The 21,861-nt window shown below is 68.4% G+C and carries 22 protein-coding genes; 13 read left to right on the top strand and 9 right to left on the bottom strand.

What is annotated here, in order from left to right:
* Positions 1–1,302, top strand: a 1,302-nt coding sequence (locus NS1_RS22815) for a CoA transferase (RefSeq protein WP_062987570.1), incomplete at its 5' end; no start/stop codon positions are given.
* A 13-nt stretch (positions 1,303–1,315) separates the two neighbouring features.
* On the opposite strand, the gene NS1_RS22810 is transcribed toward NS1_RS22815, so the two are convergent.
* Positions 1,316–1,885 carry a TetR/AcrR family transcriptional regulator gene (locus tag NS1_RS22810; RefSeq protein WP_056817527.1) on the bottom strand — a complete coding sequence of 190 codons (570 nt, stop codon included), beginning with the start codon at positions 1,883–1,885 and terminating at the stop codon, positions 1,316–1,318.
* 106 nt (positions 1,886–1,991) lie between these two features.
* Here NS1_RS22810 and NS1_RS22805 point away from each other — a divergent pair, with 106 nt between their 5' ends.
* Genes NS1_RS22805 through NS1_RS22795 form a run of 3 tightly spaced genes read left to right on the top strand, consistent with a single transcriptional unit; the run spans position 1,992 to position 5,180 of the window.
* Complete coding sequence (locus NS1_RS22805; protein ID WP_062987568.1) at positions 1,992–3,206, top strand: FAD-dependent monooxygenase; 1,215 nt, start codon at positions 1,992–1,994, stop codon at positions 3,204–3,206.
* Positions 3,207–3,261: 55 nt separating this feature from the next.
* Positions 3,262–4,302 (top strand): nucleoside hydrolase, encoded by a 1,041-nt coding sequence (locus tag NS1_RS22800; protein ID WP_062987566.1) that lies wholly within the window; start codon positions 3,262–3,264, stop codon positions 4,300–4,302.
* The gene (locus NS1_RS22795) at positions 4,299–5,180 is read left to right on the top strand and encodes an amidohydrolase family protein (RefSeq protein WP_062987564.1); all 882 of its coding nucleotides are present in this window, start codon (positions 4,299–4,301) and stop codon (positions 5,178–5,180) included. The genes NS1_RS22800 and NS1_RS22795 overlap by 4 nt, the downstream gene beginning before the upstream one ends.
* On the opposite strand, the gene NS1_RS22790 is transcribed toward NS1_RS22795, so the two are convergent.
* From NS1_RS22790 to NS1_RS22780, 3 genes are all read right to left on the bottom strand, one after another.
* A complete protein-coding gene (locus tag NS1_RS22790) occupies positions 5,181–6,218 on the bottom strand; it encodes an alpha/beta hydrolase (protein WP_062987602.1) in 1,038 nt (345 codons plus the stop codon).
* A gap of 144 nt (positions 6,219–6,362) precedes the next feature.
* On the bottom strand, positions 6,363–7,001 hold the full coding sequence (locus NS1_RS22785) for a response regulator (RefSeq protein WP_062987562.1): 639 nt from the start codon (positions 6,999–7,001) through the stop codon (positions 6,363–6,365).
* Positions 6,998–8,152: a sensor histidine kinase gene (locus tag NS1_RS22780; protein ID WP_062987559.1), complete on the bottom strand. Its 1,155-nt coding sequence runs from the start codon at positions 8,150–8,152 to the stop codon at positions 6,998–7,000. The genes NS1_RS22785 and NS1_RS22780 overlap by 4 nt, the downstream gene beginning before the upstream one ends.
* A gap of 259 nt (positions 8,153–8,411) precedes the next feature.
* Between NS1_RS22780 and NS1_RS22775 the strand changes: the two genes are divergently transcribed.
* Both NS1_RS22775 and NS1_RS22770 read left to right on the top strand, forming a co-directional pair.
* Positions 8,412–9,857 (top strand): multicopper oxidase family protein, encoded by a 1,446-nt coding sequence (locus NS1_RS22775; protein WP_062987599.1) that lies wholly within the window; start codon positions 8,412–8,414, stop codon positions 9,855–9,857.
* Between the two features lie 58 nt (positions 9,858–9,915).
* Entirely contained in the window at positions 9,916–11,268 is a 1,353-nt protein-coding gene (locus NS1_RS22770) for a TIGR01777 family oxidoreductase (RefSeq protein ID WP_062987558.1), read from the top strand.
* A 136-nt stretch (positions 11,269–11,404) separates the two neighbouring features.
* On the opposite strand, the gene NS1_RS22765 is transcribed toward NS1_RS22770, so the two are convergent.
* The gene (locus tag NS1_RS22765; RefSeq protein ID WP_062987555.1) at positions 11,405–12,241 is read right to left on the bottom strand and encodes a MerR family transcriptional regulator; all 837 of its coding nucleotides are present in this window, start codon (positions 12,239–12,241) and stop codon (positions 11,405–11,407) included.
* Between the two features lie 174 nt (positions 12,242–12,415).
* Between NS1_RS22765 and NS1_RS22760 the strand changes: the two genes are divergently transcribed.
* The 6 genes from NS1_RS22760 to NS1_RS22735 all read left to right on the top strand — a co-directional run bounded on the left by NS1_RS22760 (position 12,416) and on the right by NS1_RS22735 (position 18,187).
* Positions 12,416–13,009 carry a lipocalin family protein gene (locus NS1_RS22760; protein ID WP_062987553.1) on the top strand — a complete coding sequence of 198 codons (594 nt, stop codon included), beginning with the start codon at positions 12,416–12,418 and terminating at the stop codon, positions 13,007–13,009.
* A complete protein-coding gene (locus tag NS1_RS22755; protein ID WP_062987551.1) occupies positions 13,006–14,316 on the top strand; it encodes a cryptochrome/photolyase family protein in 1,311 nt (436 codons plus the stop codon). Before NS1_RS22760 ends, NS1_RS22755 begins: the two co-directional genes overlap by 4 nt.
* Positions 14,317–14,436: 120 nt before the next feature.
* Positions 14,437–15,093, top strand: coding sequence for a fasciclin domain-containing protein (locus NS1_RS22750; RefSeq protein WP_062987549.1), 657 nt, complete (start codon positions 14,437–14,439; stop codon positions 15,091–15,093).
* 122 nt (positions 15,094–15,215) lie between these two features.
* A complete protein-coding gene (gene sigK / locus NS1_RS22745) occupies positions 15,216–15,863 on the top strand; it encodes an ECF RNA polymerase sigma factor SigK (protein ID WP_062987597.1) in 648 nt (215 codons plus the stop codon).
* On the top strand, positions 15,860–16,597 hold the full coding sequence (locus tag NS1_RS22740; RefSeq protein WP_062987547.1) for an anti-sigma factor: 738 nt from the start codon (positions 15,860–15,862) through the stop codon (positions 16,595–16,597). Before sigK ends, NS1_RS22740 begins: the two co-directional genes overlap by 4 nt.
* A gap of 48 nt (positions 16,598–16,645) precedes the next feature.
* Positions 16,646–18,187 (top strand): molybdopterin-dependent oxidoreductase, encoded by a 1,542-nt coding sequence (locus NS1_RS22735; RefSeq protein ID WP_062987543.1) that lies wholly within the window; start codon positions 16,646–16,648, stop codon positions 18,185–18,187.
* Here NS1_RS22735 and NS1_RS22730 read toward each other — a convergent pair.
* The gene (locus NS1_RS22730; RefSeq protein ID WP_062987541.1) at positions 18,174–18,641 is read right to left on the bottom strand and encodes an SRPBCC domain-containing protein; all 468 of its coding nucleotides are present in this window, start codon (positions 18,639–18,641) and stop codon (positions 18,174–18,176) included. The two genes, NS1_RS22735 and NS1_RS22730, sit on opposite strands and share 14 nt — an antisense overlap.
* The gene (locus tag NS1_RS22725; RefSeq protein WP_062987539.1) at positions 18,638–19,003 is read right to left on the bottom strand and encodes an ArsR/SmtB family transcription factor; all 366 of its coding nucleotides are present in this window, start codon (positions 19,001–19,003) and stop codon (positions 18,638–18,640) included. The genes NS1_RS22730 and NS1_RS22725 overlap by 4 nt, the downstream gene beginning before the upstream one ends.
* Positions 19,004–19,113: 110 nt before the next feature.
* On the opposite strand from NS1_RS22725, the gene NS1_RS22720 reads away from it, so the two are divergent.
* Positions 19,114–20,241 (top strand): magnesium and cobalt transport protein CorA, encoded by a 1,128-nt coding sequence (locus tag NS1_RS22720; RefSeq protein ID WP_084503921.1) that lies wholly within the window; start codon positions 19,114–19,116, stop codon positions 20,239–20,241.
* 13 nt (positions 20,242–20,254) lie between these two features.
* On the opposite strand, the gene NS1_RS22715 is transcribed toward NS1_RS22720, so the two are convergent.
* A complete protein-coding gene (locus NS1_RS22715; RefSeq protein WP_062987537.1) occupies positions 20,255–20,578 on the bottom strand; it encodes a hypothetical protein in 324 nt (107 codons plus the stop codon).
* A gap of 199 nt (positions 20,579–20,777) precedes the next feature.
* Positions 20,778–21,761 carry a methylmalonyl Co-A mutase-associated GTPase MeaB gene (gene meaB, locus NS1_RS22710; protein WP_062987593.1) on the bottom strand — a complete coding sequence of 328 codons (984 nt, stop codon included), beginning with the start codon at positions 21,759–21,761 and terminating at the stop codon, positions 20,778–20,780.
* Between the last annotated feature and the right edge of the window lie 100 nt (positions 21,762–21,861).

Raw genomic sequence — 21,861 nt, 5'->3', positions numbered from 1 at the left:
GCGGGTTCGGTCGCGGCGGCGAGCGCGGCCGCCAACCGTGTGCGGGCGGCGCACAGTCTGCCCGTCGGTCCGGTTCGCCTCGACGCCGACCGAGTGACCGGGGCGTTCAGCAGCGAACGACTGTTCCGTCGCGGGGGCAGCGCACCCGAGTTCTTCGCGGAGCTGTCGGGCTTCTTCCGCACCGCCGACGGCTGGGTCCGCACCCACGCGAACTATCCACATCACCGTGAACGACTGCTGCGAGCGCTCGAACTCGCGGCAGACGGTGACGCCGCCCAGCTCACCGCCAGGGTGGGCGCGATGAAAGGCGCCGAGGTCGAAGACGCCGCCGCGGCCGCCGGTGCCATCGCCGCGCGAGTCCTCACCGAGAGCGAATGGGCGGACAGTCCGATGGGCCGCGCCGCTGCGACAGGTCCCTTGGTCGCCGTGGAGACACGTGACGCTCTCACGTCCACCGCACCGTGGCCGAGAGCCGCAGCTACCCCGGCCCCACTCGATCGACACGCGGTCGCTCGACTCGGCACCGCCTCCGCTTCGCCGACCGTCGAACGACCACTGACCGGCGTTCGCGTATTGGACCTCACCCGTGTCCTCGCAGGCCCGGTCGCCACCCGAACGCTGGCCCTGCTCGGCGCCGACGTGCTCCGCATCGACCCACCGCAGCTGCCCGAGATCGATTGGCAGTTCTCCGATACCGGCCAGGGCAAACGCTCCACGCTGCTCGACCTGGGCACCGACCTCGCGACCTTCGACGATCTCCTCGCCGCGGCGGACGTGCTGGTCACCGGTTACCGCCCGGGCGCGCTCGCCGCGGCCGGGGTCAGCGCGGCCCGACATCCAGGCTTGATCGAAGCATCCGTGTGCGCCTGGGGTACGAACGGACCGTGGGGTGCGCGCCGGGGGTTCGACAGCATCGTTCAAGCGGCATCGGGCATCTCGCTTCTGGAGGGCACACCGGGTCGTCCCGGCGCGCTACCCGCCCAGGCGCTCGACCATGGTTCGGGCTATCTGCTGGCCGCCGGTGTCATGGACGCCCTGCTGGCTCGCGCCGACGACGGGCTCGCCCGGACCGTTCGGGTTTCCTTGGCCCGCACCGCGTCCTGGCTCCTGGGCGCTGACGACCGCTCCCCCGACCACGCCGTCGCCACACCGCCCGAGGAGGCAGCGACCGTCACCCATGGCGAACTGGTCACGGCCGCACCGGTTTTCGCCGAGTACGACGACTTCCGCTGGCCCGCACCACCGTACGGTTCGGCGCAGCCGTTCTGGGTCGAAGCGACCGACCACTACCACCCCGCGTGACGGCTCGCCCCGGTCATTTTCCGGCCAGCGCCGAGACCGCGGCCGTCAGCTGATCACCGTTGGCGACCACTTCGCCCGGATTCAGCAACCACAGCACTCCGAGTCCCTGGACGAGCGCGAAGTACATCCGCCCGATGGCCGCGGCCTGGGCGGCGTCGAGTTCGGGGTGTGCCGCCTGGACGTTCGCGGCGAGGTCGTCGAACGCGCCGGATAGCTGGTCGCCGAGTTGGCCCCGCGCATCATCGGAGCGCACGATCCGCACGATGTTCTCCAGACTGGCCAGCATCGCCTCGTGGTTGTCGGCGAAGACCGCGGGCATTCCGTTCCAGAGCTGCGCGAGCCCTTCCAGTGGCGTTTTCCCCGCGCCGGCGGCGATCAGCCCTTCCATCGCGTCACCGATGGAGTTGCCGAGCGCCTCGCTCAACGCCTCGGTGACCAGGCGGTCCTTCGACCCGAAGTGGTAGCCGATCGCGGCCAGGCTCACCCCCGCCGCGGCGGCGATATCGCGCGCGGTCGCTTTCGCGACGCCGCGCTCCAGAATCACTTTGCGCGCCCCAGCCAGTAGGTCTTCCCTGTTGCCCATGCTCAGCAGCCTACTCGATCGTCTTAGACGTTTGTTCTAGACAGGCGTGCAAATCTCTGTTAGACATATGTCTAAGACATTCGTACATCAGACGGGAATCATCATCATGAGCATCACCAGCCCCCTGCACGTTCTCGTCTCCGGCGGCGGTATCGCGGGCAACGCGGTCGCACTCCAGTTGCTGCGCAACGGCATTCGCGCCACCGTCGTCGAGCGCGCCGCGGCCCCCCGTCCCGGCGGCCAAGCCGTCGATCTGCGTGGCCCGAGCAAGGAGGCCGCACAGCGGATGGGCCTGATGGCGGGCATCGCCGAGTACCAGCTCGACGAGCGCGGGATGTCCTACATCGACGGCGACGGCAAGATCTACGCCCGGATGGCGATGGAGGACTTCGACGGCCAGGGCGCTGTGGCCGAAATCGAGATCACCCGTGGCGATCTCAATCAGGTACTCCTCGACGCGCTGGCCACCGCCGACAACGGCCGGCTCGACTACCGCTACGGCGAATGGATCGACAAGATCGTCCAGGACGACGCCGGCGTGGACGTCACCTTCGCGTCCGGGGCCACCGAGCGATTCGACCTGGTCATCGGCGCCGACGGTATCCACTCGGCGACCCGCCGACTCGTCTTCGGACCCGAGGAGAAGTTCAGCACCAACCTCGGCGGGTACGGGGCCTTCTTCACCATGCCGAAGCCGGCCGATGTGGAGCCCGGTTGGTTCAGCATGCGCCTGGTGCCCGGCGCCATGCTCGGCATCCGCCCCGACGGCGACCCGGCCACCGCCAAGGCGATCATCACCATGCGCACCGAGGTGGACCCGGCGCTGCGCCGTGATATCAACGCCCAGCGCGCGCTCATCGCCGAGACGATCGGCGACGCGGGCTGGCACGCCCCGGCGGTCCTCGCCGCGATGGAATCCACGCCCGACTTCTACTTCGACGAGATCGCCCGCGTCGACGTGCCCGAGCTGTCCATCGGCCGGGTGACGCTGATCGGCGACGCGGGCTACTGCGGCTCCCCGCTGAGCGGCATGGGCACCGCGATGGCCATCGTCGGCGCGTATGTGCTGGCCGCCGAAATCGCCGCCACGCCAGATGATCTGGCAGGCGCGCAGCAGCGCTACCAGGACAAGATCACGCCGTTCCTGGACAAGGCCAAGGAGATCCCCGGCGGCGGTATGGCGATGATGATCCCCAAGTCCCCGTTGTTGACCCGGCTCGCCAAGGCGAACGTGCGACTCATGATGTCTCGCCCGATGCGTCCGCTGACCAAGAAGATCTTCTTCGGCCACACCGAAGAATTCGCCCTGCCGACCTACTGAGCCCACCCACAGACTGGCCGCGGACCCGGTGAGGTCCGCGGCTACTCTCGATGACGTGCCGCAGAAGATCATCCTCGACGTCGATACCGGGATCGACGACTCCCTCGCCATTCTCTACCTGCTGGCCTGCGACGACGCCGAGATCATCGGCATCGCCGCCACCGCGGGCAACGTGGACGGGGCACAGGTCGCGGCGAACACCCTGGCGATGCTCGACCTGGGCCGGGCACCCGAGATCGAGGTGGCGCTCGGCGCGGCCGAACCGCTGGCCATCCCCTTGCGCACCACCGAGGACACCCACGGTCCGCAGGGCCTCGGGTACGCCGAACTGCCCGTCTCGTCGCGCTCGCTGTCGTCGCGGTCGGCGGCCCAACTCTGGGTCGACCTGGTTCGGGCCGATCCCGGCGAGGTGACCGGCCTGTGCACCGGGCCGTTGACCAATCTGGCACTGGCCCTGCGCATCGAACCCGAACTGCCGCGCCTGCTGCGCCGTCTGGTCATCATGGGCGGCGCGTTCAACCATCCGGGCAATACGACCCCGACCAACGAGTGGAACATCCACGTCGACCCCGAAGCGGCCAAAGAGGTGTTCGACGCCTTCTCGGCGGCACCGCCGGACCGTAGACCGCTGGTCTGCGCACTCGACATCACCGAGTCCATCGAGATGGTCCCCGAACACCTCGAACTGCTGGCGCGGGCCGCGCACAGCGCACCGATCGAGCACGTCGGCGCGGGCGATCCCCCCGAATTCCGTTCGGCGGCGAGCAATCCGATCATCCGCTATCTCACCGACGCGGTGCGGTTCTATTTCGACTTCCACCACCAGTACGACCTGGGCTACCTGGCGCACATGCACGACCCGTTCGCCGCCGCGGTGGCCCTCGACCCGACCCTGGCGACCACTCGCCCGGCCACCGTCGACGTGGAACTGGCGGGCACCATCACCCGCGCCACCACCGTCGCCGACTGGGCGGGCATGTGGGGCCGAGAACCCAACGCCGACATCGTGATCCGCACCGACCCCGACGTCTTCTTCGAACGCCTCGTCACTTGCGTCGGCGCCCTTGCCCGCCGCCTCTACCCGGAGCAGTCATGACCGTAGACACTGTTGCCTATCTCGCCGACTTCCGCGCTCGCTACCACCTGCCCGCGATCGTCGATGTCCACACCCACTTCATGCCCGATCAGGTGATGCGTAAGGTCTGGGCCTATTTCGACGCCGCCGGGCCGCTGACCGGTCGACCGTGGCCGATCACCTATCGCGACGACGAACAGGTGCGCCTGAAAACCTTGCGCGACTTCGGCGTCCGCGCGTTCACCTCACTGGTGTACCCGCACAAGCCGGAGATGGGCGCCTGGCTCAACGACTGGACCGCAGAGTTCGCCGCCCGCACCCCCGAGTGCCTGCACACGGCCACCTTCTACCCCGAGCCGGACGCGCCACGCTATGTCCGCGAGGCGATCGACAACGGCGCGCGAGTGTTCAAGGTGCACATCCAGGTCGGCGCGTTCTCGCCCTTGGACCCCCTGCTCGACCCGGTGTGGGCGATCCTCGCCGAATCCGGCACGCCCGTTCTCATCCACTGCGGATCCGGTCCCGCCCCCGGCGAATTCACCGGACCCGCCCCCATCGCCGAACTCCTGCGGCGCTTCCCGACCCTGCGCTTGATCATCGCGCACATGGGAACCCCCGAATACAGCGAGTTCCTCGATCTGGCCGAGCAGTACCCGCTGCTCCATCTCGACACCACCATGGTGTGGACCGACTTCAGCGAAGGCGGTGCGCCCTTCCCGCCCGCCGAACGAGAACGCCTGCGCCGCTTCGCCGATCGCATCCTGTTCGGCAGCGACTTCCCCAACATCCCGTATCCCTACGCCGAGGCCGTGGCCGCGCTGGAGCGCCTCGACCTCGGTCCGGACTGGCTGCGCAAGGTCTGCCACGACAACGCCGTGCGGTTGTTCGAACTCGACTGATCAGGCGGGGATACCCATCCCGTCGGCCAGCAGCGGCCACGAGTTCTTGAAGGCCTTCTGCCAGTAGCCCCAGGAGTGGGTGCCCTGGGTCGACACGTCGAAGGTCGCGGGGATGTCGAGTTCGTCCAGCCGCCGCTGCAGGTTCTTGGTGCACCACTGGGTGGTGGCCTCGATGACGCCGCCGATGACGATCTGGTTGGCCAATCCGACCGGCCCCCAGGTGACCAGGTGCGAGTCGCCGGGCTTGTCGAATTCGCCGGGCAGGCCGTTGCCGTTGGACACGTAGAGCTTCGTCCCGCGCAAACCTTCGGCGTTCACGACGGGATCGTTGGCGGCCCAGGCCGGATCGCCGGGAGGTCCGTACATGTTCGACGCGTCACCGCCGCCGGTCCCGACGACGACATTGACGAACTGCCTGCCCACCGGGTCACTGATCTGGGCGCAGCCGCTGTAGGCGGCGACCGAGCGGAACAGTCCCGGCTTGGCGATCGCGAGTTGCAGGACGGAGGTGGCCGTCATCGAGTTCGCCGCGATCGCGTTCTTGCCGGTCGTCGCGAACATCGTGTCGACGATGGTGGGCAGTTCGTCGAGGAAGAAGGTGCGCCACTTGTTCACGCCCAGCATGGGATCGGGCTCGCGCCAATCGGTGTAGTAGCTCCACGCACCGCCTACGGGCATCACCACGTTGACGTCCTTGCCTGCCAGGAAGTCCACCACGTCGGTGTTCTGCTCCCAGGTGGCGGTGTCCTCACCGCCGCCCGCGCCGTTCACCAGATACAGCGACGGCCGCGGCACCGACGTGTCGGCGGGCCGTTGCACCTTGACGGAGACTTCGCGACCCATGGCCGCGGAGTGGATCCGCACCGTCACCTGCCGACCGTCGACAGCGGTGACCTCGGCCCGCGACCCTTCGCTCGTCACGACCGGATTCACCACCGCCACAGCGGCTTCCGGACCCTGTGCGTGCACCTCGCCCGCGCTCATCATCGTCGAGCACACCGCGACGAGCACCGCCGAGACCGCACTGCGGCACTTCATCGATCCAACCTCCACACCGAAACAGACCGCTCAGTGCGGTCGATCACTGTATCGGGCCAGATCACATCGCTGTTACCGTCCTCATACCATTTCGTCACCAACAACCCGCTGTGATTGGTCACCGTCACAATGCGGCCCGGGCGATCAGCCGGTGATCTTGGACGCGTAGACAGCGAGCCGAATGCGGTTGTCGGTGCCCGTTTTGTCGAGCAGGTTGGCGACGTGGCTCTTCACGGTGCTCACGCCGAGATGGAGCTGGTCGGCGATCGCCTGATTGCCGTGCCCGGCGCCGACCAGGCGCAGAACATCGAGTTCACGAGGCGTCAGATCGGCAGGCGGGGATGGTGTTTCAGGGGCCGGTCGCGCTGCGAGAGCCCGTCCGACCAGCCGACGCAGCAGCGCCGGCGAGAACAGCAGATCACCGTCGACCGTGCGCCGGATCGCGTCGAGCAGCACAGCGGGCTCGGTGTCTTTGACGAAATAGCCCGCGGCCCCGGCCGATAGCGCGGGGAACAGGTGTTCGTCGTCGTCGAAGGTGGTGAGCACGAGCACTTTCGCACGCGGTGACGAGGCGAGGATCTGCCGGGTCGCCGCGACACCGTCCTGTCCGGGCATGCGCAGATCCATGACGACCAGGTCGGGGGTCAGCTCGGCGTACAGTCGCACCGCTTCGACGCCGTCGGCCGCCTCCCCGACGACGACGAGATCGGTGGTGTCCTCGATGAGCATCCGCAGGCCCGCGCGGACGAGACGCTGATCGTCCACCAGCAAGACCGTGATCACGACGCCTCCACTCCCCTTGTACTGTCCGGCAGCCAGGCGCGCACTGTCCAACTCTCGTCGTCGGCGCCCGTGCCGACCGTGAGGGTGCCACCCGCGAGTTCGGCGCGCTCGTGCATCCCGACGATGCCGTGTCCCGCGACGGCAGTCGCTTCGCGAGCGCCGCTGACGACCTCGATGGCGATCCCGTCGTCGTGTCTGCCGATCCGGAATCGCACCGGCACACCGTGATCGGCGTGCTTCATCACGTTGGTCAGTGATTCCTGTACCAGCCGCAGCAGGGTGAGCCTGCTGATCGCGTCGAGCCCGCCGAGGTCGGCATCGACTTCGGCCTCCACGGCGAATCCGGCGGCACGAGCCCGGGTGAGCGCGGCGTCGATTTCGGTCGCCACCGCCTCGGTATCGACCAGGGCGACGGTGCCCAGGGCCGGATCACGCAGGGCGGCGAGCAGCCTGCGGATGTCGGCGAGCGCGTCGGCCGCGGTGCCACGGACGTCGTCGAGGACGGCGACGATGCGCGGATCGGCTTCTCGCGCAACATGTCCGGCTACCGAGATCCGCAGGATGATCGAGGCCATGTGGTGGGCGACCACGTCGTGGAGTTCTCTGGCCAGTGCGGCGCGCTCGTCGAGACGGGTGCGCGCTTGCGCCTCGACAGCGCGCAGTCGCAGATTCCGCGCGAGGTCACGCTGTCCGCGCAGGTACAGCCCGAGCAGCAACGGCAGTCCCACATACGCCGCGGCCTCGACGAGGGTGGACGCCCGCCCGATCGAGGTGTCGTGCAGACCGACCCGCCCGAGCGTCACGGCGGCTGCCCATCCCGCGGTCGCCACCGCCACGATCGACCACCGGTGCGTGCGCGCCACCACATCGACCAGGGCCACGCCGCCGAGGTAGGGCACCAGGCCGGATACGCCCCAGGCCTCCGTGCGCAGCATCGGTACGGCCAGCGCCGACAGCACCAGCGAGACTGCGAGCGGCCATCGCGATCCGGCCGCGAACACCACGGCCGCCGTCATCGCCAGCAGCCAGTAGTGCGCGGGCACGCGGTACTGGTCCGGGTAGGTGCTGGCCAGCAGCAGCACCGGGATCAGCGCCAGCGGCAGCCACCGCAGCAGCCCGCGCAGGTCGCGGCGGGCACGGATGTCGATCACGCCCCCACGGTAGGCGACCGAGCGGTTCGGACCGCACCGGCAGGCGGTCGGCGCGTCCGCGCGGGAGAGGACCGACCTGCTCGGGCTACCACGCGACCGGCATGTCCGCAAGGGCCGTGCGGGCGGAATTCGGCGGGCCCAATCCGGCTGTTCGGCGGAGTCGCTGCCGCCGTCATCGCACCAAGCTGGAGGTTCCCGCACAGAAGGAGTACATGTGGTCTCGCGACGAGGATTTCTCACCGGGCTGGCCCTCACACCGATGGTGTTCGCGGCCGGGTGTTCGATTCGCCCGTCGATACCTGGTCCGGGCGCTGGCTCGACCCGCCCGCTGCCCATCCCGCCGCTGGCCGCCGCTGCCGTCGGAGCGGACGGTGTCCGCCGGTTCACGCTGCGGGCGCAGGCGGGCACCACCGAGATGATCCAGGGCAAGCAGACCCCCACGTGGGGCTACAGCGGGTCGGTTCTCGGGCCGACGGTGCGCGCTCGACGCGGCGAGAAGGTCGCCTTCACCATCACCAATGATCTACCCGAGCCCACCTCGGTGCACTGGCACGGCATGCACCTGCCCGCGAAGTTCGACGGTGGCCCGCACCAGATGATCGGGCCGGGCGCGGTGTGGGCGCCGACGTGGACGGTGCAGCAGCAGGCCGCGACGCTCTGGTACCACCCACATCCACACGGCGCGACCGAAAAGCATGTCCACCGTGGGCTTTCCGGCTTCTTCCTGATCGACGACGACGCGGCGGACGGGCTGGAACTGCCGAAAGACTATGGCGTCGACGACATTCCGTTGGTGATCCAGGATCGCCGGTTCACCGCCGACGGTGCGCTCGACGAATCCGACGCCACCGATGTCGGCCTGCTCGGCGACACGATCGTCACCAACGGCATCGCCGACGCCCACCTGTCGGTCACCACCGACAGGGTCCGGTTGCGCATCCTCAACGGCTCGTCGGGCCGCCTCTACAACCTCGCCTTCGGCGACGGCAGAGCATTCCAGCTCATCGCCACCGACGGCGGCCTGCTCCCGAAACCAGTTTCCGCGAACCGGATTCAGCTGAGTCCCGGTGAACGTGTCGAAATGGTGGTCACCGTTGGTGCGGGCGAGAACGTCACGTTACGGTCCCTGCCGATCAGCGAGCGCGCGGGCATCGACCGCGCCACCGAGTTCGGCTTCGACGACACCTTCGACATCCTGACACTGCGTGCCGCCGAATCCCTGCGACCTTCCGCCGCGCTGCCCACGACGCTGATCCCGATGCGTGCCCTCGCCGCCGCGACCACCGCACCGACCCGCTCGTTCGACCTGCAATGGTTCATGATCAACAACCGCCGCATGGACATGAACCACATCGACATGAGCATTCCCGTCGACACCACCGAAGTCTGGACGGTCCGCAACAAGGACAACTGGCCGCACAACTTCCACGTCCACGACGTCCAATTCCAAATCCTCGCCGTCGACGGAACACCGCCTCCCCCAGCCCTTTCCGGCTGGAAGGACACCGTCTACACCGCCCCCGACACCACCTACACCCTCGCCATGCACTTCGCCGACCACACCGATCCCACCTATCCGTACATGTACCACTGCCACCTCCTCCACCACGAAGACCAGGGCATGATGGGCCAGTTCCTGGTCCTCGCCCCTGGTCAGCAAGCCGCTCCCATGCAGATGGACATGGGCGCGATGGGCCACGGCTGAGGCCGCGTTTCGATGCGTCATCGCTTCACCGATCGCTGATCGTGGCTACAGTCGAGTCATGGGCATCGAGTGTTCTGGCATCGTCGCAACACCCCGGGCCGACGTCTTCGCCTGGTTCGCTCGTCGCGGTGCGTTCGCGCGATTGGCTCCGCCGTGGCAACCGGTCACCCTGCTCGACGAGGCCGATTCGCTGGCCACCGGGCGTGCGGTGCTCGGTCTTCCCGGCGGACTGCGCTGGGTCGCCGCGCACGACCCCGAGCAGTATCGGCCGCCGGAGCGGTTCGCCGATGCCGTCGCGGCGGACGGGCCTGCCTCGTTGCCGGTCTCGCGCCTGCTGCCGTGGCGGCACGTCCACGAGTTCGCCGAGATCGACGACGCGCACACCCGGGTCATCGATCGGGTGCAGACCCCGATTCCGGAGTCGCTCTTGCGGCCGATGTTCGACTACCGCTACCGCCAGCTGACCAACGATCTGGCCGCCCACCTACGCGCGAGCCAGTCCGGCTGGCAACCGTCGACGATCGCGATCACCGGCGCGTCGGGGCTCGTCGGCTCCGCGTTGAGCGCCTTCCTCAGCACCGGCGGGCATCGCGTGGTGCGGTTGGTCCGCCATGACGCGCGTCATCCCGACGAACGACAGTGGGACCCCGCCGCGCCCGCCGCCGACCTGCTCGCCGACGTCGACGCCGTGGTTCACCTGGCCGGGGCATCCATCGCGGGACGGTTCACCGCCGCGCACCGGCGCGCGGTGGCCGACAGCCGCATCGAGCCGACCCGGCGGCTCGCCGAACTCGCCGCCGCCTCGGGGGTCGACACCTTCGTCAGCGCTTCGGCCATCGGCTACTACGGATACGACCGCGGCGAGCAGACGCTGACCGAGCAGTCCGAGCGCGGTGACGGCTTTCTGGCCGATGTGGTCGAACAGTGGGAGGACGCCTGTGAGCCCGCCGCGGTGGGCGGAGTCCGCGTCGTGCGGGTGCGCACCGGCATCGTGCAGTCTCCGCGCGGCGGCACCCTGCGGTTGCTGCGACCGTTGTTCAGCGCCGGGCTCGGTGGGCGAATCGGGGACGGCCGACAGTGGTTGTCGTGGATCGGTATCGACGATCTCGTCGACGTCTACCATCGCGCGCTGTGGGACGACACCCTGCGCGGACCGGTCAATGCTGTTGCGCCGCAGGCAGTTCGCAACAGCGACTACACCCGCGTGTTGGCGCGAGTGCTCCATCGCCCCGCGCTGCTGCCGGTGCCGAGTTTCGGTCCGGCCATCCTTCTCGGCAGACAGGGATCTCGGGAACTCGCCGAGGCCGATCAGAGGGTGACGCCGACCCGGCTGACGGAGGCCGGGCACACCTTCCGTACCGAAGGCTTGGAGGAGACGCTGCGGCATCTACTCGGGCGAACCGCGAGCTGACAGAGCCCGGCGCCAGTCGTCAGCATCGAGCGACAGCGGTCGGAGGGGTCCGACGACCACCGGCCAGCCGTGCCGCCTCGACCGTGCATCGTTAGCCCGTCGGCACCGGGCCGGAACGTGGCAGATCCGGGAAAATTCAGTGCAGGGCATCGACCGCGAGTGCGAGTCCGCCGATCCGCTCGACCGTCTCGGGCAGCATCACGACCTCCCACCCCGGCCCACCGACGAGCACCCGCGCGCCTGCCCCCGCACACGCCAGCACCGCCGAGGTCAACGCGGTCGACTCCCGTTGCGACCACAGCAGCACCGAGGCCCCGCTCGGATGCCTGGCGAGCGCGTCGGACAGCGCGACCGTCGGCACGTCGGCACCCAGCATGCGCGCACCGACACCGGCCTGAGCCAGGGCGGCACGCAACACATCGAGCGGGAGCGAATGCGTTTCACCGCTGGTGCACGCGAGCAGCACGGGCGCACTGCTCTGCGCGGGTTTCACCTGCTGCATGACTGCCGCGATCGACCACGACAGTAGGTGCTCGACGTCGATGCAGCCCTCGCCGCCGCCCTGCCGCGCGACGATATCGGCGAAGGCGGGGCGGCACAGGGTCTCCCAGGTCTGGACAACGCCGTGCGCCCGCACGTGCGCGTCCAGATGCGCGCACACGGTGGTGGTATCCAGTGCGAACGCCGCGTCGAGCAGGCCGGCGCGGTCACCGAGCACCGGCGCGGGCCCGCGAGCCGCCGCCGCGGCCCCGGCCGGACTCGCGCCGCCGCCGATGAGCTCGAGCATGTGCTCGAGCACGGCGATATCGGTGTCGGAGTAGAGGCGATGGCGGCCGGGCCGATCCTGGGCGGGACCGATGCCATAGCGGCGGTTCCAGCTCCGCAGGGTCGCGGTCGGGATGCCGAGACGATCGGCCACCGCGCGCACCGTGAATCCGGCCGCGGCGGATTCGGGAGCAAAACCGGCGGACATCGTTTCATTCTGCCCGCAATGGCATGACCGGCGCGTCACGACCCGTCCTCCGCGCGTCGGCGGCGTACGCTGCCCGCCGAATCGACCTCCCACCGAATCGATCATTTCATGCATCATTAGTGCATCGTTTGCTGCTAGCATGGTGAGAACACCACCTACCCACGAGGAGTTACTGTGCGCACCCGTCTCGGCCCGTGGACCACCACCCTGCTGATCGCCGTCGGCCTCTCCGTCACGGGCGCCGCCACCGCGGCCGCTGAACCGCCCGCCCCCGTACCTCGTCTCGAGCTCGACCGCTATCTCGGCGAATGGCATCAGCTCGCGGCGGTGCCGCAGCCGTTCAACCTCAATTGCGCGCGGGATACCACCGCGACCTACACCCTCGACCCGGCCGGCGACGTCGGAGTCTTCAACCGTTGCCACACCTGGACCGGCGGCGTCGACGAGATCCGTGGCACCGCGACGGTGAACGACCCGGTCACCAACGCGCAACTGCACGTGAGCTTTCCGGGTGTTCCCGGCCAGGACGGGCGCCAGGGAGACACCAACTACATCGTGACCGCACTCGGCCCGGACTATTCGTGGGCGCTGGTCACCTCGCCGAGCAGGCTGTCCGGTTTCGTCCTCTCCCGCACTCCGGCACTCGACGATGCCACCTGGCAGCAGATCGACGAGGCGATCAGGATCGCCGGTCAGGACCCGTGCATCTATCTCACCTCACCCACGACCGGTGGACGTGAGGGCGTGGCGCCCCTCTGCGCACGATGAGCGTCGCCATCGCCCTGTTCACTCGCGACCTGCGCGTGCACGACAACCCGGTGCTCACCGCGGCCGCGCGCGCTGCCGACCAGGTGGTGCCGCTGTTCGTCGTCGACGAGGCGCTGGTGCCCGATCGCTGCCCGCCCAATCGCGCGCACTTCCTCGCCGCCGCACTGGCCGAACTCGACAAGGAACTGCGCGCACTCGGCGGCACACTCGTCGTGCGCCGCGGCGCGGTGATCGACGAAGTCGAGCGAGTGGTGAAGGAGACCGGCGCCGCGAGTGTGCACCTGGCCGAGGATGTCAGCCGCTACAGCAGCACGCGCGAGAAGGCGTTGCGCCAGATCCCCGACATCACCGTGGTGTGCCATTCCGGTTCCGTCACAGCCACTTCCGCCGAGTTGGTCCCGTCGACGGGACGCGATCATTTCGCGGTTTTCACCCCGTACTTCCGGCGCTGGAGCGCGGCACATCACCGGACCCCACTGGCGGCGCCGCGATCACTGGCGGTGCCGACGATCCGGAGTGAGGCGCTGCCAGAAGCGCAGAATCTGAGCTCTGGAGAGCCGTCACCCCGGTTGCAGGTCGGTGGGGAGTCCACCGGGCGTGCCCTGCTGCAGGACTGGCTCGACGGCCCGATCGTCGACTATGCCCGCGACAACGACTTTCTCGCCGCCGATGCCACCTCCCGGTTGTCGCCGTATATCCACTTCGGATGCGTCTCGCCCACCGAGGTGGTGAGCCGGGTCGATACGTCGACCGAAGGCGGACTCGCCTTCGCCCGACAGCTGGCCTGGCGCGACTTCCACCACCAGGTGCTCGCCGCCCGCCCCGATGCCGCCTGGTCGGACTACCGCACACGCGTGAACGCAGGCCCCGACGACGAAAAGGCCGTCACCGCTTGGCGAGACGGGCGCACCGGCTACCCGATCGTCGACGCGGGCATGCGGCAACTGCGCGCCGAGGGCTGGATGCCGGGGCGAGCGCGCTTGATCGCGGCCAGCTTCCTCGCCAAGTCGCTCCACCAGGACTGGCGGGTCGGCGCGGCACATTTCCTGCGCTGGCTCGTCGACGCCGACCTCGCGAACAACCAGCTCAACTGGCAGTGGGTCGCGGGCACCGGCACCGACACCCGGCCCAACCGCGTACTCAACCCCCTGCGCCAGGCCGACCGCTACGACCCAGACGGCGTCTACGTGCGGCGCTGGCTGCCCGAGTTGGCGCATCTGCCCGGCGCGAGCATTCACCGTCCGTGGCGCGAGAACGTCGATGCGGCAGACTATCCCGCGCCGATCATCGACTGTGTCGGCAGCTAGCGCGATGTCGAGGAAATCGCTTCTGCTCGCGACCAGTCCGAGCCACCGAGCCTGCCGAACTCCGTTGCGTCCAGAACCTGTGCGGCACTTCGCCGCCTCGACGGAAGTGACGGAAACACCATGCGATCTCTGCCAAGAACTCTCGTTGCGGCGATGCTCCTCGGCTCGGCGCTCGGCCTCGCTGCCTGTTCCGACGACAACTCGACCACCACCGCCGCCTCGTCCTCCGCCGCGCCGATGACGTCGGCACCGGCCGCGACCACCGGCGCGTCCGCAGCCGCCGCGGACCTGGTCGGGCCCGGGTGCGCGGCATACGCCGCCCAGGTTCCCAGTGGACCCGGCTCGGTCAGCGGGATGGCCCAGGAACCGGTCGCCGTCGCCGCGTCCAACAACCCGATGCTCACCACCCTGGTTTCAGCGGTCTCGGGCAAGCTCAATCCCGAGGTCAACCTGGTGGATACGCTCAACGGCGGTCAGTTCACCGTTTTCGCGCCCGTCGACTCGGCGTTCGCGAAGATCGATCCGGCCACGATCGAGTCGTTGAAGACCGATTCGGCCACGCTCACCTCGATCCTCACCTATCACGTGGTGCCGGGCCAGATCGCGCCGCAGAACATTGCGGGCACACACAAGACGGTCCAGGGCGCCGACGTCACGGTCAGCGGCTCGGGTAACACGATCAAAGTCGCCGACGCGAACGTCATCTGCGGTGGCGTCCGCACCGCCAACGCCACCGTGTACATGATCGACAGCGTGCTCATGCCGCCAGCGGCATGATGTCGACGATGGTCGCGCCGGCGCTCAGTCCAGCGTCACTGCAGAAATATCTCGGCGACGCCCATCCGAACCCGAAGGCAGGCCGAAATCCCTCTCATGCTGATTCAAGCAGGGACCACACGATGAAGGCCCGGCCCGGCTCCTCACCGATCCGCCTGCGATCGGTGACCGAGCCGGCTCCGGCCTGCCCGGCGGGCGCCCAGCGCGACTATGCCGTGCAAGCGCGGCTGGTCACCTTGCTCGACGATGTCGCGGCAGGTGACCGGTCGGCCTTCGCCGAGTTCTACCGGGCCACCAGCCCGCGGGTGTTCGGGCTCGCGCTCCGCGTGGTGCGCAACCACGGCGCCGCCGAGGACATCGCCCAGGAGGTGTTCCTCCAGGTCTGGTCGCTGGCCGGGCAGTACGACGCGGCCAAGGCCAGCCCGATCGGCTGGCTGATGATGCTGACCCACCGGCGCGCGGTCGACCGGGTGCGGGCCGAGCAGTCGGCCACCCGTCGCGACATCGTGTTCGGTCACGCTCACCTCGGCTGCGACCACGACATCGTGGCCGAGGAGGTCACCCAGCGACTCGACGAGCAGTCGGTGCTGGACTGTCTCGAGACCATGACCGCGCTCCAACGCGAAGCTGTGGCGCTGGCGTACTACGGCGGCCGCACCTACGTCGAGGTCTCCGAGACCCTGGCGGTGCCGTTGCCGACAGTGAAGAGCCGGATCAAAGACGGCTTGAAGAGGCTCGAGAATTGTTTGACCGGAGGTGGTTCCCGATGAGCGAGACCGATCGGCGAACGCCCTGGTCGTGGATCGACGAGGCCTACCCGTATGCCATCGATGCACTCGATCCCGCGCAACGACAGGCGCTCGACGAGTGGCTGGAGGCCGCCGGACCCGACCGGGCGGCCGAATTCCACACCCTCGTGCGGCGCATCCAGGAGACCATGGCGGAGCTGACCGTGTTCGACTCGGTCCCGCCACCGGCGCGACTCGAATCCGCGCTGATGCGGGCACTGGACCGCCACGACCCCCAGATACATCCGCTCGCGCGGCATCGCGCGCTCGGCAAGCGGTGGCAGCTGCGATGGTTGACCGTCGCCGCCGCGGCGATCGTGGCGGTCGGCGCCGGCGTCGGCATCGCGGTGGTGATGGAGCGCGCGAACGACAGCACGGGAGCTGTCACTGCACAGCAGGTGCTCGACCAGCCCGACAGCTTGGAGTCGTCGGTCGCCGTCACCGGCGGCGGCGCGATGACGGTGTACCAGTCGAAGTCCCTCGGCGCCGCCGCGGTGTCGTTCGACGATATGCCCGCGCTGCCCGCCGATCGCAGCTACCAGCTGTGGTTGCTGACACCCGAGGGCGACCCGCCGAAATCGGTGGCAGTGATGGACGGTCCGACCTCGGTCGTCACCGCTGTCGACCTCGCCGACACCCTCGCGGTCACCGTCGAGCCCGCCGGTGGTTCGCCCGGGCCGACCACCTCCCCGATCGTCAGCATGATCGTCGGCTGACCCGCTTCGGCGGGCCGTGCCGACACTCGAAACACCAGGAGTGACAGCATGGTTCGCCGACTAGGTTTCACCCATCGTCATCCGGGCCGTCTCGCTGCCGCGGCCGCCGCGGCGGCCGCGGCGGCACTCGTCCTCGGGGTCGGACACCTCGTCGCCGTGTTCGTCGATCCGGCCTCTTCCCCCTTCTTCGTCCTCGGTGCCACCGTGGTCGATCACACACCGAAGTGGTTGAAAGACAACGCCATCCGCTGGTTCGGGGCCAACGACAAGTTGGCGCTGGCCGTCACGATGGGCCTGGTGATGGCGGTGGCTGCCGCGATGATCGGTCTGGTGGCCCGCCGCAGCCTGGCCTCGGCGGCGGGACTGCTGGGCGCGCTCGGTGTGGTTGTAGCTGGCCTGGCCCTGCTCCGCCCTACTGGCACACCGCTTTTCGTTGTCCCGTCGATAGTCGGGGCGCTGGCCGGGATCGCGGCGCTGTGCGCGCTGTTCCTCGTTCCGTCGGAGGGCGCCCAGCAGGCGGGGCCGACGCGGCGCGGCTTCCTGCTCGCGCTGACGGCGGTGGCCGCAGGAGCCGCGGCGGCGGGTGCGGCGGGGCGGGTCATCGGTACCCGACTGCGCGACATCACTGCCGACCGGGCGGCTTTCGTCCTGCCGCGGGTCGCGGATCCGGCCCCGCCGGTCACCGCCGAGATGGACCGAGCGATTCCCGGACTCACCCGATTCATCACCCCCGCAACGAATTTCTACCGGGTCGACACCGCGCTCCAGCTCCCGTCGTTGACCCGCGCGCAATGGCGGCTACGCATCCACGGGATGGTGGACCGCGAAATACGTTTCGACTTCGACGAATTGAGCGCCAGGCGCGCCGTCGAGTCGCTCATCACGCTCACCTGCGTCTCCAACGAGGTCGGTGGTGATCTCGCAGGCACCGCGCTGTGGACCGGATATCGCCTGTCCGATCTGCTGGCTGAGGCGGGCCCTTCCGCCGACGCCGACATGATCCTGTCGCGCAGTATCGACGGATTCACCGCGGGAACACCACTGGCCGCCGTGCGCGGCAACCCCGACGCCCTGCTCGCCGTCGCGATGAACGGCGAACCGCTGCCCGTCGCCCATGGCTACCCGGCCCGCATGATCGTGCCCGGCCTCTACGGCTACGTCTCGGCCACCAAATGGGTTGTCGACCTGGAACTCACCCGATTCGACCGCGCCGAGGCGTACTGGACCCAACGCGACTGGGCGCCGCGGGCACCGGTCAAGACCGCGTCCCGGATCGATGTCCCGGCGGCCTTCGCCCACCTCGACGCCGGAGCCGTGACCGTCGCGGGCGTCGCCTGGGCCCAGGGCCGCGGGATCAGCGCCGTGGAGATCCAGGTCGACGACGGCCCGTGGCAGCCCACCACACTCGCCACGGCCTACTCCCTCGATACCTGGCGCCAATGGAGCTGGACCTGGGATGCCTCGCCGGGCACCCACTCTCTTCGCGTACGCGCGGTCGATGCCACCGGCGAGGTCCAGACCGACGCCAGAGCCACCCCGTTCCCCGACGGCGCGACCGGCAGGCATTCGCGCGTTGTCATGGTGCGGTGAGGTAGTTCACCAGAGCGTCGACGAGACCGAGGGTGCCTTCCTCACGCTGGGCACCGGTGTCGAATCCATCCAGGTGGGCGCCGAATTCGACGAGAGTGAGCTTGGTGCCGGTGGTGGTGGGTTCGAATTCCCAGGTGGCCACCGAGGTGGAGATATGGGAACCGTTCAGCCACATGTCGTAGGTGTAGACGAGGCGTTCGTTGTCGACGATGTCGGTGTAGGTAGCGACGAAGCGGGAGGTCACCTCGTGGAAGGTGCCTTCGTTGATCTCGCGGCCGCCTACCGCGAAGTCGACGGAGACCTCGCCCTGCTCCCAGCCTTCCTCGCCGCCGAACCACGTCGCCTTGACGGCGGGGTCGGCGAAGGCCTGGAAGACGACGGCGGGCGCGACGGGCACCTCACGTTCGATGGTGAACTGGGCGTGGTTGATGGAGCGGGTCACCGTGTCGGTCATTGTTCTTCTCCTTCTGAGGTTGTGGTCGATTCCATGAGCAGTGCCGTGAGCCGGTCCACCTGACGCTGCGCCGGTGGGCGTTGGCGGTGCAGCCAGTCCATCGCGGTCCCGAACGCGTCCGGCACCAGTTGGTAGGTGCGCACGCGCCCGATCTTCGCCGAACTGACGAGCCGACCCGCTTCCAGCGCTTTCAGGTGTTGCACGATCGTCGGGAGCGCGACGTCGAACGGTGTGGCGAGATCCGACACCGATGCGGGCCCACGCGCCAACCGTTCGACGATCGCGCGGCGAGTCGGATCGGCCAGGGCCCGAAAGACACTGTCGAGCCCTCCGTCCGGTTCGTCGCTCGAATACTTAGGCATATACCTAAGTATTCACAGGTGTGGCGGTCCGCGCAACCCTTTGGTTCGGTTGCGTCCGCATCGGCCACCGTGGGATGCTGCGCAGCGATCGAAGAGAGCGAGGTGAAACGATGGTCGACGACACTCACATCTCATCGGCTCGCCTCGCGCCCCGGCGCAGTATCGGGGCCGTGGTATCAGGTTCTCCGCTGCTGTCGCGCGGTAGACGCCGGGTGCCAGCCGTCTCCAAACCCTCGGTCCCGACCGCGCGCGCCATCATCGACTGCGCCGCCTACGTCGACGGCAACCGTCTGCCCGGCCGATTCACCCCCGAGACCGCCCTGGCCGAAATCCGTGCGCGCGGTACGGGTTTCGTGTGGATCGGCCTGTTCGAGCCGGACCTGCGGCAGATGGGCGAGGTCGCCGAGACATTCGGCCTGCACGAACTCGCCGTCGAGGACGCCGTCACCGGCAGGCAGCGCCCGAAGTTCGAACGCTACGACGACACCATGGTCACCGTGATGCGCACCGTCGCCTATGTCGAGCACGATATGCACATCGTCAGCGAGATCGTGCAGACCGGCGAGATCATGGTCTTCCTCGGCGCCGATTTCGTCGTCGCGGTCCGCCACGGCGAACACAACGAACTCACCTCGGTCCGGCACCGGCTCGAGACCGAACCCGATCGCCTCGCACTCGGCCCCGGCCTGGTGCTGCACGCGATCGCCGACCACGTCGTCGACACCTACATCGATGTCACCCAGGCGGTCGAGTTCGATGTCGAGTCCATGGAAGAGGAGCTGTTCAGCCCGCGCAGCAAACTCCCCATCGAGGCGATCTACCAGCTCAAACGGGAAATCGTCGAGCTGCGTCGCGCCGTGCGCCCCCTCGCGGCCCCGCTGCAAACCCTCACCTCGCCGCGCACGCCCCTGCCCAAGGAAGTGCGGCGCTACCTGCGCGATGTCGCCGACCACCACAGCGGTGTCGCCGAACGCATCAACGACCTCGACGAAACCCTCACGACCCTCGTCGGCGCCGCCGTGGCCAAGATCGCGGTCCAGCAGAACACCGATATGCGCAAGATCTCGGCCTACATCGCCATCCTGGCCGTCCCCACCATGATCGCCGGCATCTACGGCATGAACTTCGATCACATGCCCGAGCTCAGACAGACCTGGGGCTACCCCGCCACGGTGATCGTCATGCTCGCCATCTGCACCGCCCTGATCGTCGTCTTCCGACGTATCCGCTGGTTGTGAGAGTCCGACCCGGTCATGCGAGTCGACCCCATCGGGTCGCCACGAACCCGCAGAACGCGATGGTGGTGATCATCCGCTTCCAGAGTCGCACCATCGCGAGCTCGAGGATGATGCCGATGCGGTCGGCGCAGGTGGTGGCCTCCGCCAGTGCCATCCGGTCATAGACCAGGGCTGGGTCACTGAGGATCTCGTCCAGCCTCAGTCCTGATATCGCCTGATCGCATGTCAGGCCGAGTTCCGGCAGCCAGGTGAGCCGCCAGCGACCGTCACCCCCGAGAATCGCCCGCTCGGGCGTCCTGTCGCTGCTCATCATCCGATTCGTACGGAAGATCGTCATCACTGCCTCCTCGGCCGTCAGCTCTCGACGTCCACTTCCGAGGATCCTTGAAAATCGGCTCAGACAACAGCTAGCAAAGCATTCGGAATCAGACTATGATCCACAAAATCCCACGTGAAAGCCAAAATTCCGGGCGATCACCCTAGGGGCGACTCGATGATTCCTCCAACAGCTACCGGTGGGCACCGTTGCAGGTGCCTCAACTCCGGTCGAAGGCCGTGAGGATCTGTTCGGCGGCGAGGGCGGGGGTGAGCGTTCCAGCGCGGACAGCCGATTCCACCTGCGCACGAACCTCTTTCACGTTCGGATTGTCGGCCAGGCGGCGCAGGATCTGATCGTGGACCATGGTCCAGGTCCAGTCGACCTGCTGGCGGCGGCGCTTCTCCGCGAATTCGCCCGCGTCGGTGAGCACCCGCCGGTGATCGAGGACCGTGCCCCAGAACTTGTCCAGGCCAATGCCTTCCAGGCCGCTCATGGTGAGCACCGGCGGCTTCCACAGGGCGTCGTGCGGATGGATCAGGCGCAGCGCCCCTGCCAGTTCGCGGGCCGCGCCTTTGGCCTCGATCTCGTGTTTGCCGTCGGCCTTGTTGACCGCGACGAGTTCGGCCAGTTCCAGCACGCCCTTCTTGATGCCCTGCAACTGATCTCCGGTGCGAGCCAGGGTGAGGAAGCAGAACACGTCGACCATATTGGCGACGGTCACCTCGGACTGGCCGACGCCGACGGTCTCCACGAGGATCACGTCGTATCCGGCGGCCTCGAGCAGCACGATCGTTTCGCGGGTCGCCTTGGCTACACCGCCGAGGGTGCCCGCCGTCGGAGACGGCCGGATGAACGCGTCGGCTTCCAGCGACAGCCGGGCCATGCGGGTCTTGTCACCGAGGATCGACCCGCCGGTGCGGGTCGAGGACGGGTCGACCGCGAGGACCGCGACTCGATGCCCCTTGGCCAGCAAGTACATACCGAGCGCGTCGATGAACGTGGACTTGCCGACGCCGGGAACACCGGTGATGCCGACCCGGTTCGAGACGACGCTCCCCGGTTCTGCCGCCACCCGCAGCAGCAGCTGCTGCGCGAGTTCCCGATGATCGGAGCGGGTGGATTCGACCAGTGTGATCGCGCGGGCCAGCGCCGAGCGCTGCCCCGCCTTGACCTCCTCGGCGAGCGCGTCCACATCGATCATCCGGCGAACGCCCACGGCGGTGCGCCCCTCGTTCCGTGGCGAGCCGACGCCCGCAGTGGTCCCGAGCCGAGGGTGCGCGTCGGCACCCCCGGCTACCTGT

Source organism: Nocardia salmonicida NBRC 13393 (assembly GCF_001613085.1).
GTDB lineage: Bacteria > Actinomycetota > Actinomycetes > Mycobacteriales > Mycobacteriaceae > Nocardia > Nocardia salmonicida.
Note: the sequence above shows the minus strand (reverse complement) of the source record. Positions and strands in the feature narration are given on the sequence as shown.